Here is a 15,325-nt window from a genome sequence, read left to right as displayed (position 1 = left end):
AAAAGGAAACGAGCATTCATGGCACGCGCAAAGTTTGAAAGGAAGAAACCCCACGTTAACATCGGTACTGTTGGACACGTTGACCACGGTAAAACAACATTAACAGCAGCCATCACCATGACCTTGGCAGCTCTTGGCCAAGCTGTAGCTAAAGGCTACGACCAAATCGACAACGCACCAGAAGAAAAGGCGCGGGGTATTACTATTAATACCGCTCACGTTGAGTATGAAACCGAAAATCGCCACTATGCTCACGTAGACTGTCCAGGACATGCTGACTATGTGAAAAACATGATCACTGGTGCAGCCCAAATGGACGGAGCGATTCTAGTAGTAGCTGCTACCGATGGACCCATGCCCCAAACCCGCGAACACATCCTGCTAGCAAAACAGGTAGGCGTTCCCAGCTTGGTTGTCTTCTTGAACAAAGAAGACTTAATGGATGACCCAGAACTGCTAGAACTAGTAGAACTAGAACTCAGAGAACTGCTTTCTAGCTACGATTTCCCTGGTGATGACATTCCCATCATCAAAGGATCTGGTCTACAAGCACTGGAAGCAATGACTGCTAACCCCAAGACCCAGCGTGGTGAGAATAAGTGGGTAGATAAAATCTATGAACTGATGGATGCTGTAGACTCCTACATCCCCACTCCAGAGCGGGCTGTTGATCAACCCTTCTTGATGGCTGTAGAAGACGTATTCTCCATCACTGGTCGTGGTACCGTAGCTACTGGTCGGATTGAACGCGGTAAAGTTAAGGTTGGTGATGTGGTAGAGTTGGTGGGCATTAGAGACACCCGCAACACCACTGTTACCGGGATCGAAATGTTCAAGAAGAGTCTGGATGAAGGTTTAGCTGGTGATAACGCAGGTGTATTACTGCGCGGTATCCAAAAGGCAGATATTGAACGGGGTATGGTACTAGCTAAACCCGGTTCTATTACACCTCATACTCAATTTGAAGGTGAAGTGTACGTTCTGACAGAAAAAGAAGGTGGTCGGAAAACCCCATTTTTTGCTGGTTACCGTCCTCAGTTCTATGTACGGACAACAGATGTAACTGGTACCATCCAAGCTTTCACCGCTGATGATGGCAGCGCTGCAGAAATGGTCATGCCAGGAGATCGCATCAAGATGACTGTAGAATTGATCAACCCGATCGCAATTGAGCAGGGAATGCGCTTTGCGATTCGTGAAGGTGGTCGTACCATCGGTGCTGGTGTCGTTTCTAAGATCGTCAAATAGCACCTTTTCACTTAATTAAAAAGGAGCAGAGATAGCAAACTCTCTGCTCCTTTCTCTTCCTTCAATTCAAGTGATTAGCAATTGGGAATTAGGGATTAGGGATGGAGATTTTATCTCTAGTACCAACTCCTCACTCCCCAATCTCTAATCTCCTAAAGTCCCTTAAATAATCAGAACCTAGAAAACTAAAGATGGCAACTCTACAGCAGCAGAAAATTAGAATCCGCTTACAAGCTTTTGATCGTCGTTTATTGGATACATCTTGCGAGAAGATTGTAGACACCGCTAACCGCACTAACGCCACAGCTATCGGGCCTATTCCTTTACCAACAAAACGTAAGATTTATTGTGTATTGCGATCGCCTCACGTAGATAAAGATTCCCGCGAACACTTTGAAACTCGCACCCATCGCCGGATTATTGACATTTATCAGCCTTCTTCTAAAACTATTGATGCTCTGATGAAGCTAGATCTGCCATCTGGTGTGGACATCGAAGTAAAACTTTAATTTTATAAGTCAAAAGTCAAACAATTTTTGATTTTGGGTTTTAGATTTTAGATTTGTTCCGCCACGCCACTTCTCTGCAGTTGAGCCAGCCGCTTGCGGGGGTTACCACGCCACTTGCTCCTCTTGGGGAAACCCCAAGATCGCAGTCGCTCCCTGTGGTTCGGACTGGCGTGAGAAACTCGCCCACGAGAGTGGCCCCAAAAGAGGCGGGGCTTGTATGAAAAACAATCCAAAATTCCAAATTTCAAATCTAAAATTGGCATGGTCAAAAGTGTAATCACCATTGACCTTCGACGCTTGATAGTCACTTTTGTATTAATACTTACACAGCCCTGAAGAAATATCTCTCAGGGCTTTTTCTGAGCTTGAAAACAAATGATAGAATGTAAACATTGTACGGGAGAAACAGAGACTCATAAATTTTAACGATTAAATTTATACCAGAGTAACTATGACATCCTCTTCTAGAATTGCAGTTCGCGAACTACCTCTGTTCCCGTTACCTGAAGTAGTTCTTTTTCCTAGCAGACCATTACCCCTGCATATTTTTGAATTTCGCTACAGAATCATGATGAATACGATTCTTGAAAGCGATCGCAGGTTTGGGGTTTTGATGGTCGATCCAGTCAAAGGTACCATTGCTAATGTGGGTTGCTGTGCAGAGATTATTCATTACCAGCGATTGCCAGATAACCGGATGAAAATGTTAACTTTAGGTCAGCAAAGATTTCGTGTTTTAGAATATGTTCGCGAAAAACCCTACCGAGTGGCTTTGGTTGAGTGGTTTGAAGACCAAACACCAACAAAAGATCTGCGACCTTTAGCTTCTGAAGTAGAACAACTGCTACGAGATGTTGTGCGTCTTTCAGCAAAGTTAACTGAACAAAATATTGAACTACCAGAAGATGTACCCGATCTGCCTACCGAGTTATCTTATTGGGTAGCCAGTAACCTTTATGGGGTAGCCGCAGAACAGCAGTCATTGCTAGAAATGCGTGATACAGCAGCTCGCTTGGAAAGAGAATCGGAAATTTTGACTTCTACTCGCAATCACTTGGCAGCTCGTACAGTTCTTAAAGACACTTTTAATCAAAAATTATAAGTTAATCAATGGATTCTACTGACTGTAGAGTTGTAATCGGTAGGATACTGTAGCTACCAAAAATTTTTAAAATTTCTGTGTAGGTGCTGAGTTCTGCCAAAGCAGATTGCATTTTGGGTGAATTGCGGTCTGCTTCTAAATCCATAAAAAATAAATATTCTCCCAAAGAGCGCTTTGTCGGGCGAGATTCAATGCGGCTGAGGTTAATTTCTCGTTGAGCAAATATTTGCAAGGGTTTGACAAGTGCGCCTGGGAGATTAGCGGGTAAGCTGAAAGCTAAGGAAGTATGGGTATTTGTTGTTGAATATTTCTGTGGCGAAATCTCAGTTTGAGCTTGACTAATTACCCAAAAGCGAGTGCAGTTTTCTGGATAATCGTTGATACCAGTGGCTAGTATTGGGAGGTTATAGAGTTCAGCTGCTCTCATAGATGCGATCGCCGCAGCTGTTAAATCTTGCTTTAGTAGTTGTAATGCTTCGGTAGTGGAATTGCTGGGAATTATCTGTACTGTCGGCAGAAATTGCCCTAACCAGCTTTGACATTGAGCCAACGCCTGTTGGTGAGAATAAACAGTTTTAATTTGCTCTAAACCTGAGGCACAGGAAATTAGGGTATGGGCAATAGGTAATATCAAAGCCAACTGAATTTGCAAACTATCCAATAGCCACAATGTATCCATTGTCATGGTGACACTGCCTTCTATGGAATTTTCCACTGGCACAACTGCTAACTGCGTTTGTCCTTGAGCAACAGCTTGGAGTGATTGAGCAATGCTGGGATAAGGACGTAACGTAGCTGCAACTCCTGTTGTTTGAGCCAGCCAATTGAGATAAAAAACAGCTGCTTGCTCTGCATAAGTACCGGGAGGCCCTAAATGTGCGATCGCTAGTGTCATCTTTTTAGCTTTGAGGTGCAAGTTGGATTTGTTTACAGATAGGTAAACTACACATTTTTAACAGCCATTTTCTGAAATAAATTCTGCTGATTAATCTGTATTTTAATTCCTCAGAGAATTGCTCAAAATTTTATTATTGGCAGATTTTTAACTGCATACAATACTTAATTTGTCAATGATTAATTTTGATGATTACTGATATATTTCTCTAACTAAAGATAGTCATCAAATTATTAACTTTATTATTTATAATGTATAGTTTATGAGTCACAATAGTTTTTATAATCAATAAAGCTGAGACTTTATCTCAAAATCAATCTAATATATTAAAAAATATTAAAATTAAACAACATATATATTAATTTACTCATGGCTACCCGGTTTACGGCTTCTCAATCAGTTGAAATTGCTGTTCCAAAGCAGCCTATTCCTATTCAGCACTATTTGCGTCAACCACAACGTTTGGTTCATGCTTTAGTTGACAATAATCGCATTCAGCAACTTTCAGAAGAAGTATTTCGGTTAAAAATGCGTCCTCTGACTTTTATGTCACTTAGTTTGCAACCAACTGTAGACATGAGAGTCTGGGCAGAATCTAATGGCACTATTTGTTTGCGATCTGTAGGTTGTGAAATTCTTGGTGTTGAGTATATTAATCAACGTTTTGCTTTGAATTTAAAAGGTTACTTGTCACCATCACAACTCAGTACAGGTACATACCTGCAAGGCAAAGCTGATTTAGAAGTGCAGGTAGAGTTACCACCACCATTTTGCTTTACTCCCAAACCAATTTTAGAAACCACTGGTAATGGCTTACTTAAGAGTGTGCTATTGACGGTAAAACAGCGGCTACTACATCAGCTATTAGCCGATTATCGTCGCTGGGTAATTTCTCAAACGAATGTTCAAAAGCTGAACGAAGATAGCGCAGAATTGCCCATATTAAATATGGAGTAAATTTACTCTAGGAGTCTCTGCGTTTTATTTAACCTCAATTTTGAATTTGACAAGAACGAAAGGACTTACGGTGCAACGGTGAAGGCCCGTATTTTTGTAGAGCTAGTAAATGCTTTTGACTACCATAGCCCTTGTTACTTGTTAAGTCGTACATGGGATACTTGGTTGCCAAGCGCACTACTAGCTCATCACGCCAAACTTTAGCCACAATACTCGCGGCGGCAATATTGAGCGATCGCTCGTCTCCTTTGACTATTGTTTGTTGGGGTAATAACAAGTCTTTTACTGACTGATTCCCATCTATTAAGCACAGTGCAGGCTGTACTTTCAGTTTGAGCACAGCCCGCTTCATTGCTAACAGTGTTGCCTGCAAAATGTTGATTTGGTCAATTTCCGCAGTGGAAGCGAAGCCAATTTTCCAGTCTATTGCTAATGCACAAATCTGCTGTGCTAGTTCCTTTCTGCGAGAGCTAGACAGCTTTTTACTATCTTTGATTTTAGCTGCCATCAATTCTGGCCAAGCACACTCTGGTAGCATAACGGCGGCTGCTACTACAGGGCCAAACAAAGCACCTCGCCCTACTTCATCCACACCAGCTATGCCCGCAGTACCCGCTAAGGTTGACAATTCTAACCACAGCAGTTCACTTTGAGGTATCGCAGAATTATGATTGGCGGCAGTTTGCTCTGGCTCTACCATCATGGCAGTTAGCTGTCTTCATTGTTGTCGTCGATGGCCGAGGAGCGACGACGACGGCGACGGCTAGCAGCAGTACTATTAGATTCCGTGGCTTCAGGTTCTTCTGCGATCGCAGTAAATCCTGGTGATTCAATAACTGGTTGGGGTGATGGTTTTGGCTCTACTTCAAGTTGTGATGTCGGTACTTTGATGGTGCTGACAGCAGTGCTGACTTTTTCCGTGGGGGTAGAATCAGAGGTAGATTCTGTAGTGGGAAGTTGTCCTGGTTGCACAATATTGATAATTACTGATTTCGGATTTTTCACTTCCCGATCCAACTTCACCAAGGGAGAAACACCCATCAAAGCAAAAACATCTTGTTCTTCATGGGTCATTTCTACAGTTCTAATTTCCGGTGGTTCTACCACTGGTTTGATTGGTTCTACTTTGGTAACTTTAGCCCGTTCTCCTCGATCACTCCAACCTTGTTTATTCAAGCTTGGTGGTGGTATCTCTGGTGCTGGCGCTAGTTCATTATCAGCATCTAAGTCTAAGTCGGGGTCGTTGACAAAAGCGAGTGGATTGTTGACAATCCGTCCTTCATCTTTGCCATTGGGCGCACCAATACCAATGCGACTACGACGGGTGCGGGTGCGGCGCTTGTTATGATCGCTCAGTTCTTGATAGCTGGGATGATTGATTAAGTTGAGGGCACCCAAGTCAGAATCGTTATCAAATGTATCGCCAAATCCATCGTAGGTCTCCCGTGGATCGGGAATGCGGGCCACTGGCTGACGAGGTTCTCTGGCTTCCCGTGGTTCTCGCGCCTCTCTTGGTTCCCTATTCGGCAGAGGGATAAAGCGTTCTGGTACTTCTGTGGGTATGGTGGGCAATCTACTTTCTAGTTCTCCCGGTAGACGCACAGTATGCCCTAAACCTCCACAGGTCGGGCAAGTTTCACCAAATAATTCGTAAATATTTTGACCTTGGCGCTTACGGGTGAGTTCTACTAAACCCAGTTCAGTGAGTTGAGCAATTTGGGGACGAGCTTTGTCTGCTTTCAGGGCTTTGTTAAAATGCTCCAGTACTTGCAGTTGATCGCGTCGTGATTCCATGTCAATGAAATCGACCACGATCACCCCAGCAATATTCCGCAGACGCATCTGTCGGGCAATTTCTGTAGCGGCTTCGCAGTTAGTCCACAGTACTGTCTCTCTAGCTGTTGCGGAACGTGTAAAGGAGCCGGAGTTAACATCTATGACTGTTAAGGCTTCGGTTGGCTCAATGATGATATAGCCACCAGAAGGTAAGTCTACTCTTGGTTTGAGGGCTTCTCGAATCGCGGCGTTAATCCGGAAGTATTCTAAAATTGGTGAGCGATCGCGATGATGGTCAATTAACAATCCCTGCGGTGTTTGACCCCCACTCCAGTTTTGTAAATACTGCTTAACGCGTTTTAAACCAGTACTAGAATCGACTACAATGCGATTCACATCCGCGCCGTACATATCTCGCAAGACGCGTTGGATAAAGTCATCATCTCGATTCAGCAATGCTGGGGCCCGGGTGGATTGTGCTTCTTGTTGAATGGCTTCCCACTGTTTCTGCAATACTTCTAAATCTTCGATAATTGCTTCTTCTGGTTTACCTTCGGCTTCTGTGCGGACTAATAAACCCATACCTGCGGGTTTGATCAAAATTGCTAATGCCCGCAGACGGTTACGCTCGCTTTCACTTTTAATCCGCCGAGATAAATTTACACCTCTACCATAGGGCATCAGGACTACGTAGCGTCCTGGCATAGTGATATTACCTGTGAGCCTTGGCCCTTTTGTGCCCGTTGGCTCTTTCATTACCTGCACCAACACTTTTTGTTGTGGTGCTAATAATTCTGTGATTGCGGCGGCTGTCCGCTTCAGCTTTAACGGCCCCAAATCAGTGACGTGAATAAAGCCGTTACGCTCTGGATCGCCAATATTTACAAAAGCTGCATCAATACCTGGTAGTACATTTTCTACCACTCCTAAGTAAATATCACCAATTTGGTGATGACCGGTGGCTACAACAAGTTCTTGTATTTGATCTTCCGAAAATACAGCAGCAATTTGATGCTGTTCCGCGATGATAATTTGCTTTGGCATTCAATTCCCTCAAAAATTCGTTGCACCGATGGGTAAAGGAGGTTTTTTTAGCCTCTCTCCCCTGCAAGCCCCAAAAGGTGCAGCTGATAATAATAATTGTGAATTTAAGCTCCCAGTGAAAGAGCTATGGATACTGTGATTGCGTTTACACGCCTGATTATTCCAGAAAGGCTGCATATGTTTAAGCAATTACATCAACCATCTATGGTTGATTTTTGATGCTATACCTTCACCAGTGAAAGATTAGGTATTCAGCAGTTGTTTAAAAAGCATAGAGGAAGAGTTGCCGACGGAGCCTATTGTGAGTTACTGATTCACACGGTAGCTATAGAGAGAGTGTGTTCTTTAACCTGCCTCAGTTTATCCGGGATAAAATCCTAGAAGTTGCACTCTCATATCTTTGCCTTTGCTCCCTGAGTATCAGGGTTGTGAACCAGCTAATTCAATGCAGCGCCAGAAAATTTCTCTTCATCCCATTCTAACGCAACCTTGCCAAAAATCAATTCCCACGATGTATGATGTCAGGGCAACTACTAGCCAGTTGCCCTTGACGGATTATATACCCAAAACGAGCCGATTGCGCTGGATATGCCAGAGATGAAATTCTGTGTGAGCTACATTTTCTAGCATAAACAGGATTTGTTCGGGACGCAACAGCACACCATCGGGACGACAGATACCTAGATAACGCAAGGTAGCTGTAGGCTCTGGTTGATTAGTGTTAGTTGCGACTAACTCTAGTTCCAACAAGCGATCGCGCAGATTTACGATTTGGTGTTTACCGGACTTGGTAATTTGTTCCCAGAGAATTTCTGTTTTGGTGTGAATTTGCTCAATCCAGCTTTGCCATTGTGCAGGTGTGGCTTCTCCTGTAACAGAAACAGTAATTAAATATTCTGCTGCTTCTATAATTTGGCTAGCTGCGGGAGCTTTTAAATCCAATTCCTTGACATCATATATAGGTATATCTGGGGGTAACTCCTTCGCTAAATTGGCTCGGAATGTCTTGACATCTACTGGCACAGTTAGCTCAAAATCCACAATTTCGCCTGTGCTTGTAGCTCCTAAAGCTAAAGCATTAGCCACAGAAATCCGGGGATGGGGATGAAAACCACCTGTAAAAGAGACTGGTAAGCTGGCTCTTCGCACTACTCTATCAAATAGACGCATCAAATCTAAATGGCTGACTAAAGCCATGTCTTTTTGCTTACCGAACCAGACTCGCACGCGTTGGACTCTAGCGGTATTTGGTACAAATTCCCCAGCAAATTCTGGGACTGCTGGTGGCTCAATGACAATATTATGTCCAAAATCGGTGCCACAGACACCACAGTGAGAACACCCCTCAAAAGAGCAATCAGGAACGATCGCGGCTTCTAAGGCCCTTTGTAGGTCTTCTTTGAGCCACTTTTTGTCAATTCCTGTATCAATGTGATCCCAAGGGAGAGGAGCATCGAGGGAAGGAGACAATCCAACTTCACTGCTTTGCTCTTGGGTGGTGGCAAATAAATTCCATTCACCCTGTTCCACTTGGCGGTATTTCCAGTCTAAACCTGCTTGCGCGATCGCGCTTCCCCAAGCTGCAAACGCTTTGTCCATACTTTCATACCAGGAATCCATACCTGCACCCAATTCCCACGCGCGGCGGAGAACTTTTCCTAAACTGCGATCGCCTCTACCTATAAAGTCTTCCATTGCCGACAGCCGCACATCAGTAAAATTTACTTTTACTCCTCTAATGCGGCGGAATTCTTGTTTGAGTAACTTTTGCTTGCGTTGAAATTCAGCGGTAGAAACTGAATGCCATTGGAATGGTGTATGGGGCTTAGGGGTAAAGTTAGAAATTGTCAAGTTAAAATTTAGCGGTCTTCTGCCCTGTCCGCGACATTCTCTTTGTAACCAACTCACCGTTTCGGCAATGCCAATGACATCGGCATCTGTCTCACCTGGTAAGCCGATCATAAAATACAATTTGATTTTATCCCAGCCTTGCTCCCAAGCTGTTTTTACACCCCTGAGCAGTTCTTCATTGGTCAAACCCTTATTGACAATGTCCCGCATTCTTTGGGTGCCGGCTTCTGGAGCAAAGGTTAGCCCTGATTGTCTGGTTCCGCCTAGAATGTTGGCAATATTTTCATCAAATCTGTCTACTCGTTGGCTAGGAAGAGACAGAGTAATATTTTCATTTTTTAAACGATTTTTAATTTCCATCCCTACTGCTGGGAGGGATAAGTAATCTGAACAACTTAGAGACAGCAGGGAAAATTCATTGTAACCAGTCGCCCGCATTCCCTGTTCAATGGCTTCTACTACCTTATCTGGCGCGACATCCCGCGCTGGACGGGTCAGCATTCCTGGTTGACAAAAACGACAACCGCGAGTGCAACCACGGCGAATTTCAATTGTTAAGCGATCATGTACTGTCTCGACATAAGGCACTAGCCCAATAGAATAAGCAGGTATGGGTGTAGCTACCCGTCTGAGAATTCGTTTGGGGACATTGTTCGCTACAGGATTGACTGAACCATCTGCCGCCATTTGGTAAAACTGGGGAACGTATACCCCTGGGATTTGAGCTAAGTCCAGCAATAATTCCCTGCGGCTCAAAAGAGCTTGTTTACCTTCTTGCAAGACTAAACCAATTTCTGGCAGTAGTTCCTCGCCATCGCCGAGGGCAATAAAGTCGAAGAAGTCTGTGTAAGGTTCTGGATTAGAGGTTGCTGTTTGCCCTCCCGCGAAAATCAGGGGGTAATTACCTGCTGCTCGTTCTTCCCAGGTAAGGGGTATACCTGCCAAATCCAACATTTCTAAAATATTGGTGGCTCCCAGTTCGTAACTCAGACTAAACCCTAAAATGTCAAATTCTGTCAGCGATCGCTTCGACTCTACTGCAAACAATGGTGTGTTTGTTGCTCGGAGTTTAGCTGACAGATCTGTCCCAGGGAGGTATGCGCGATCGCATAACTGCCGCGGCTGGGCGTTGAGGATGTTATAGAGAATGATATGTCCTAGGTTGGAGGCTCCGACTTCATATACTTCCGGGTAGGTTAGCACCCAACGTATTGATGCGGTGTCCCAAGGTTTATGTACTGCTAGGCGCTCATTACCTAAGTAACGCGCTGGTTTTAAAATATCCGGTGTGATTAACTTTTCAACTGCAACAGCCACTGTGCTATCTTCTAGCTACCTTAATTACAGCTACTCACCTCCAACATTAGCATTGATTAGGTCTTTCTACAGAATTGTTTACCGCAACTTACAATTCTGTTACAAAGTTGTCTGTCCCGGTTACCCTCAACAGCAGCATTGCTTAATTATTGTGAAGTCAAGCTGCTGCACATCAGGGCGACCTTAAACGATTTCAAATACCTGATCGAGTTGTGTTAATTCAAAAATAATTCTAATTGACGGAGACACAGAGCCAAGCTGGAGACTTCGTCCTAAGCTCCCAGCCAGTTTCAGCGCAGAGACCAATGCCATTAACCCGGCACTGTCTAATGATTCTACTGCTGCCAAATCCACTAACAAGATCGAAGTATCATCTTGTGTCAACGCTGTAGTTAGATCCCGCTCAAATTCTAAAGCGTTAGCGGCATTAAGGCAGCCTTGAGGACGAATAAATGTAACTTTTGGACATTTAAGTACCGCTTGCATAATGAAATCCTAATTTAAAGTTATTGAACCTTAAAGCTTAGATGTATTTGAACATAAACTTTTTTTCATAACATCGACCATTTGTCTTATGTTTCTTTGCTAAATCTTTATAGGTTTTCTACCTCTATTTAAAGATTGTTGTAATTATTAGTTAAAATGTATGTATATATACTTTTTTTTCACTCAAGTTCAAAAACAATCAACATAGCAATTCCAAGAGCAAAATCAATCTCCGTAGCTATGCTGAGACTGTTGATTTTATCTATAGCTAAGGATGATGTCTATTAACGTTTGGTTACTAGTAAAAGCCCCCAGTCTTCACCCTGTCAGCCGCAGATACTAGCTTTCATCTTGTTGTACTTTTACTAGACACTTGTGATCTATATCACATCGAGTTGGGCATCTGGATCACTTTTTATACCAAACTTTATCTTGGATAATTAACAGCAAATACAAATTGGCTAAGTCTTTATGAGAACTAGACATGCTATTCGTCAATTGGTAGAAAAAGCCCTTTATATTAAAAAATTAACTCCTGAAATTGAAAATGAAATCAATTCAGAATTAACTGAAATGGGTTACATATCTGACGTTGATTATGAAGCTTTAGAGTTATTAATGGCAGAGATGGATGCAGGTCGAATTAAATTAGTTCCTAGCTTAGGTTAGTAACAACAATCGCTGAGAATTGTAGCTTTTGCCTCTATCTAGAGCTATATAAATTGAGAATATTTCCGAGAATTGTAAGACTGTAGCCTTGACAAATAGTACAGCTTGGTAAAATTAAAGCTACCTGAACCTAACCTAGGGAAGCGTTAAAGCGCGAATGGTCAGCATATCCACGGCTACGAATTTCTGAAGCAGCTTGATTTTTTACCTTTTGGTGTTGGTCTGTCACCGCAGCCATACCAACATAATGCCCTGAGCTTGGCGTTATTTTGGCGTGAGTTGGAGATTTCGTTACCTACTCTGGCGTAAACTGTGCTAGTGAGCATCAAAAATTTGCATTAGTAGTAAGTCGCCATGCAGTTCGCTAAACGCCTAGAAAAAATTCCTCCCTACCTGTTCGCTGAAATTAACCGCAAACGGCATGAACTTGAAGCTAAGGGAGTTGATATCATCAATTTGGCGATCGGCGATCCAGATAAACCAACTCCGGCTCATATTCTCCAGGCAATGCATGAGGCGATAGATGACGCTGCTACTCACAACTATCCACCCTATCAAGGTACTCAAGAATTTCGGGAAGCCGCCGCTAAATGGATGGAACGTCGGTTTGGTGTGGCCGATTTAAATCCAAATACAGAGGTTGTCTGTTCGATTGGTTCTAAAGAAGCGATTCATAACACCTTTTTAGCTTTTGTCGAAACAGGAGACTATACCCTCATACCCGATCCTGGTTACCCAGTGTACCGAACTGCAACATTATTTGCTGGTGGTGAGCCTTATACAATGCCTCTGAAGGCAGAAAATAAATTTTTGCCTGACTTGAATATGATTCCAGAGGAAATTGCCCATAAAACGAAACTTTTATGGATTAATTATCCTAATAATCCGACGGGGGCAATAGCAACACTAGATTTTTTTGCAGAATTAGTAGCTTTCTGTAAGCAGTATGATATTTTGCTCTGCCATGACAACGCTTACTCAGAAATGGCATACGATGGCTACAAACCCCCCAGTGTGCTAGAGGTTCCAGGTGCCAAGGATGTAGCAATTGAGTTTCACAGTCTGTCTAAGTCCTACAACATGACAGGCTGGCGGATTGGTTTTGCGGTTGGGAATCCGATTGGGATTAAAGGCTTAACCCAGGTGAAAAGCAACGTCGATTCTGGGGTATTTAAGGCAATTCAACAAAGTGCGATCGCAGCCTATTCTACCAATGAAGCAGAATTACAATCTCTCATCTGCGTTTACCAAAATCGTCGAGACATTATTGTCACAGGGTTGCAATCTCTAGGCTGGCCAATTCAGCCTCCACAAGCTACTCTTTACGTTTGGGTTCCAGTTCCCCCAGGATATACATCCACAGAGTTTGTTACCCTGTTACTTGACAAATGCGGCATTCTTGTGCCTCCAGGTAATGGTTATGGCACATCTGGAGAAGGCTTTTTCCGGATTGCCTTAACCATAACGGATGAGCGAATGCATGAAGCAATTCAACGCCTAAAAGATGCTGGGATTAGATATGAGGCATAAGGGCATTGGGCATTGGGCATTGGGCATTGGTAATGGGTAATTGGTAATGGAACTTTTGAGTTTCTCCCCTACTCCCTCATCCCCCTAGCCCCTAACCCCTTCCTGCCAAACTAAGTGAATAAACTGATGCAGTTGCTGCTTGGCTAGTGCGTCAGGTTCTGTTTTGGGTTCTTTCGCTAAAACCTGACTTAATACTGTAATGACTTCTGTGTCTAAGGCCGGTTGAAATAAATTTACAGGCCATAGCAAATCGGATGCATCTCGTAAGTCAGTGATTTGGGGCGGTTCTGTAAAAAAATCGACCAGCACTAAAGGACGTACCCAGCACAACTGGCGCGAAACCACGACTTGAATGACTTCTGCATATAAATTCTTGTCGCCATGTTTTAACGAAACAATTTGTCCTGATTGAAATTCCAGGCTTATCTCCATAATCAAGCAGCTTCAAGCAGCAGGAATAATATTGTAGTTTTCTTCATGGTAAAACTGAGATGGCGCTACAGCTGCAACCTGAAGGTAATACCATGACAGCTACAATTTTTTAGACCTCGATTTCGCAATCAAACTCAGTCTGAATATAAATGTTATAAAATAGGTGAATAACTGTTAAGCGATCGCAAGACAGATACTCTGTTGTAGTAAATCAACCAAGAAAGAGCAAGAGCCGTGTCAGTCGAAACCATTGAGAAGCGTTCCACAACCCGCAAGCTCGCGCCTCAGTATCGCGTTTTGCTCCATAATGACGACTACAACTCTATGGAGTACGTGGTACAGGTACTAATGACCACAGTGCCGAGCATCACCCAGCCCCAGGCTATTAGCATTATGATGGAAGCCCATACTAACGGGCTAGCTTTAGTGATTACTTGCGCTCAGGAACATGCTGAGTTCTACTGTGAAACTTTGAAAAGTCACGGTTTGAGTAGCACTATTGAACCTGATGAATAATCATACGTCATCAATTATGAGTCTCAATTTAAAATGTTGACTTGTAACTGTTGACTGTTTTTACATGAAAATTAACCTGCTCGATTTAGCTCAACGCCCTGCCCCTATAAGGCTGGGTTGTTTTATTTTGGCTTTGTTATTGCTATGGTTGCCTGTTGCTGCACCAATATACTTACTAGTGGATGATTCTAATTTAGAAAGTATATTAACAATGGTACTGCTATATGTAGAATTTATTTTGCTACTGCGGTTATGGGGTAAGTATGTTGATCAAGAACCTCAAATACTACGGCATTATGGCTTAGAAATTTCTCGTCAGAACGGTGTAGATTGGCTGCGTGGTTTGGCGATTGGATTAATTACTGTATTGATAGTATTTGGATTGCAAGGTGCTTTTGGTTGGTTAGTGTGGCAACAACCGCAAGTTTTTTTATTAAAAATTGTTTTAGAAGGTTTAATTGTTGGTTTCGCTGTAGGTTTTGCTGAGGAATTATTATTCCGAGGTTGGTTGTTGAATGAATTGGAACGTAATTACAACCCAAATATTTCTTTATGGATAGATGCAATTGTATTTGCTGGATTACACTTTATTAAGCCTTTAGCAGCAATTATTCATACACTGCCGCAATTTCCAGCTTTAGTATTATTAGGATTAACGCAGGTATGGGGCAAGCGCTGGCGTAGAGGCAGACTTGGTTTACCAATTGGGTTACATGGTGGTTTAGTTTGGGGCTATTACATTATTAATATTGGGAGATTAATCAAATATTCTGGGCAAGTTCCTGATTGGGTTACAGGTGTGAATAATAATCCTTTACAAGGTGCAATGGGTGTTTTATTTATGACTATATTAGCTTTGTGGATGCGAGGAAAAACCACAAATTTGCTTTCACCAAATAGTGTGAACACTAGATAGTTGAATCTTGCTGTCCCTACTAATCACAGGAACTCCGAGATATAAGGCTGTAGCTGCAATAATGCGATCTGGTAAAT

General features: G+C 42.9%; 14 protein-coding genes. 8 read left to right on the top strand and 6 right to left on the bottom strand.

The genetic code is table 11. From position 1 onward, the window contains the following. Positions 1-18 precede the first annotated feature (18 nt). The 3 genes from tuf to HG267_RS23115 all read left to right on the top strand — a co-directional run bounded on the left by tuf (position 19) and on the right by HG267_RS23115 (position 2,859). Entirely contained in the window at positions 19-1,248 is a 1,230-nt protein-coding gene (gene tuf, locus HG267_RS23125; protein WP_045868169.1) for an elongation factor Tu, read from the top strand. A 191-nt stretch (positions 1,249-1,439) separates the two neighbouring features. Continuing rightward, the gene (rpsJ, locus tag HG267_RS23120) at positions 1,440-1,757 is read left to right on the top strand and encodes a 30S ribosomal protein S10 (protein WP_010998474.1); all 318 of its coding nucleotides are present in this window, start codon (positions 1,440-1,442) and stop codon (positions 1,755-1,757) included. Between the two features lie 451 nt (positions 1,758-2,208). Next, entirely contained in the window at positions 2,209-2,859 is a 651-nt protein-coding gene (locus HG267_RS23115; RefSeq protein WP_045868168.1) for an LON peptidase substrate-binding domain-containing protein, read from the top strand. 1 nt (position 2,860) lies between these two features. On the opposite strand, the gene pheA is transcribed toward HG267_RS23115, so the two are convergent. Next, on the bottom strand, positions 2,861-3,754 hold the full coding sequence (gene pheA / locus HG267_RS23110) for a prephenate dehydratase (RefSeq protein ID WP_045868167.1): 894 nt from the start codon (positions 3,752-3,754) through the stop codon (positions 2,861-2,863). 369 nt (positions 3,755-4,123) lie between these two features. On the opposite strand from pheA, the gene HG267_RS23105 reads away from it, so the two are divergent. After that, on the top strand, positions 4,124-4,711 hold the full coding sequence (locus tag HG267_RS23105; RefSeq protein ID WP_045868166.1) for a DUF1997 domain-containing protein: 588 nt from the start codon (positions 4,124-4,126) through the stop codon (positions 4,709-4,711). A gap of 34 nt (positions 4,712-4,745) precedes the next feature. Here HG267_RS23105 and HG267_RS23100 read toward each other — a convergent pair whose 3' ends face one another. The 4 genes from HG267_RS23100 to HG267_RS23085 form a co-directional block, all read right to left on the bottom strand. Further along, positions 4,746-5,411 (bottom strand): ribonuclease HII, encoded by a 666-nt coding sequence (locus tag HG267_RS23100; protein ID WP_045868165.1) that lies wholly within the window; start codon positions 5,409-5,411, stop codon positions 4,746-4,748. 8 nt (positions 5,412-5,419) lie between these two features. Then, positions 5,420-7,531: a ribonuclease E/G gene (locus HG267_RS23095; RefSeq protein ID WP_045868164.1), complete on the bottom strand. Its 2,112-nt coding sequence runs from the start codon at positions 7,529-7,531 to the stop codon at positions 5,420-5,422. 555 nt (positions 7,532-8,086) lie between these two features. Beyond that, complete coding sequence (locus HG267_RS23090; RefSeq protein WP_045868163.1) at positions 8,087-10,699, bottom strand: TIGR03960 family B12-binding radical SAM protein; 2,613 nt, start codon at positions 10,697-10,699, stop codon at positions 8,087-8,089. Between the two features lie 183 nt (positions 10,700-10,882). After that, positions 10,883-11,185, bottom strand: a complete 303-nt coding sequence (locus tag HG267_RS23085) for an STAS domain-containing protein (protein ID WP_045868162.1) — start codon at positions 11,183-11,185, stop codon at positions 10,883-10,885. Positions 11,186-11,656: 471 nt separating this feature from the next. Here HG267_RS23085 and HG267_RS23080 point away from each other — a divergent pair, with 471 nt between their 5' ends. Together HG267_RS23080 and HG267_RS23075 are read left to right on the top strand one after the other, a co-directional pair. Further along, entirely contained in the window at positions 11,657-11,854 is a 198-nt protein-coding gene (locus HG267_RS23080) for a hypothetical protein (RefSeq protein ID WP_045868161.1), read from the top strand. A 354-nt stretch (positions 11,855-12,208) separates the two neighbouring features. Next, positions 12,209-13,384 (top strand): pyridoxal phosphate-dependent aminotransferase, encoded by a 1,176-nt coding sequence (locus HG267_RS23075; RefSeq protein ID WP_045868160.1) that lies wholly within the window; start codon positions 12,209-12,211, stop codon positions 13,382-13,384. Positions 13,385-13,468: 84 nt separating this feature from the next. Here the strand turns inward: HG267_RS23075 and HG267_RS23070 are convergent, their stop codons facing one another. Then, positions 13,469-13,816 carry a hypothetical protein gene (locus HG267_RS23070; protein ID WP_194007915.1) on the bottom strand — a complete coding sequence of 116 codons (348 nt, stop codon included), beginning with the start codon at positions 13,814-13,816 and terminating at the stop codon, positions 13,469-13,471. 234 nt (positions 13,817-14,050) lie between these two features. On the opposite strand from HG267_RS23070, the gene clpS reads away from it, so the two are divergent. Continuing rightward, on the top strand, positions 14,051-14,332 hold the full coding sequence (gene clpS / locus HG267_RS23065) for an ATP-dependent Clp protease adapter ClpS (protein WP_045868159.1): 282 nt from the start codon (positions 14,051-14,053) through the stop codon (positions 14,330-14,332). Between the two features lie 64 nt (positions 14,333-14,396). Beyond that, positions 14,397-15,248: a CPBP family intramembrane glutamic endopeptidase gene (locus HG267_RS23060; RefSeq protein WP_045868158.1), complete on the top strand. Its 852-nt coding sequence runs from the start codon at positions 14,397-14,399 to the stop codon at positions 15,246-15,248. Positions 15,249-15,325: the final 77 nt, after the last annotated feature.

Source organism: Tolypothrix sp. PCC 7601 (assembly GCF_025677855.1).
GTDB classification, from domain to species: domain Bacteria; phylum Cyanobacteriota; class Cyanobacteriia; order Cyanobacteriales; family Nostocaceae; genus Aulosira; species Aulosira diplosiphon.
Note: the sequence above shows the minus strand (reverse complement) of the source record. Positions and strands in the feature narration are given on the sequence as shown.

Bases quoted from the DNA above. Each gene is read 5' to 3' on its own strand.
- HG267_RS23100 (WP_045868165.1), bottom strand. From the start codon at position 5,411: ATGGTAGAGCCAGAGCAAACTGCCGCCAATCATAATTCTGCGATACCT.
- HG267_RS23095 (WP_045868164.1), bottom strand. From the start codon at position 7,531: ATGCCAAAGCAAATTATCATCGCGGAACAGCATCAAATTGCTGCTGTA.
- HG267_RS23085 (WP_045868162.1), bottom strand. From the start codon at position 11,185: ATGCAAGCGGTACTTAAATGTCCAAAAGTTACATTTATTCGTCCTCAA.
- HG267_RS23070 (WP_194007915.1), bottom strand. From the start codon at position 13,816: ATGGAGATAAGCCTGGAATTTCAATCAGGACAAATTGTTTCGTTAAAA.
- HG267_RS23080 (WP_045868161.1), top strand. From the start codon at position 11,657: ATGAGAACTAGACATGCTATTCGTCAATTGGTAGAAAAAGCCCTTTAT.
- HG267_RS23105 (WP_045868166.1), top strand. From the start codon at position 4,124: ATGGCTACCCGGTTTACGGCTTCTCAATCAGTTGAAATTGCTGTTCCA.
- pheA (WP_045868167.1), bottom strand. From the start codon at position 3,754: ATGACACTAGCGATCGCACATTTAGGGCCTCCCGGTACTTATGCAGAG.
- HG267_RS23060 (WP_045868158.1), top strand. From the start codon at position 14,397: ATGAAAATTAACCTGCTCGATTTAGCTCAACGCCCTGCCCCTATAAGG.
- rpsJ (WP_010998474.1), top strand. From the start codon at position 1,440: ATGGCAACTCTACAGCAGCAGAAAATTAGAATCCGCTTACAAGCTTTT.
- tuf (WP_045868169.1), top strand. From the start codon at position 19: ATGGCACGCGCAAAGTTTGAAAGGAAGAAACCCCACGTTAACATCGGT.
- HG267_RS23075 (WP_045868160.1), top strand. From the start codon at position 12,209: ATGCAGTTCGCTAAACGCCTAGAAAAAATTCCTCCCTACCTGTTCGCT.
- HG267_RS23115 (WP_045868168.1), top strand. From the start codon at position 2,209: ATGACATCCTCTTCTAGAATTGCAGTTCGCGAACTACCTCTGTTCCCG.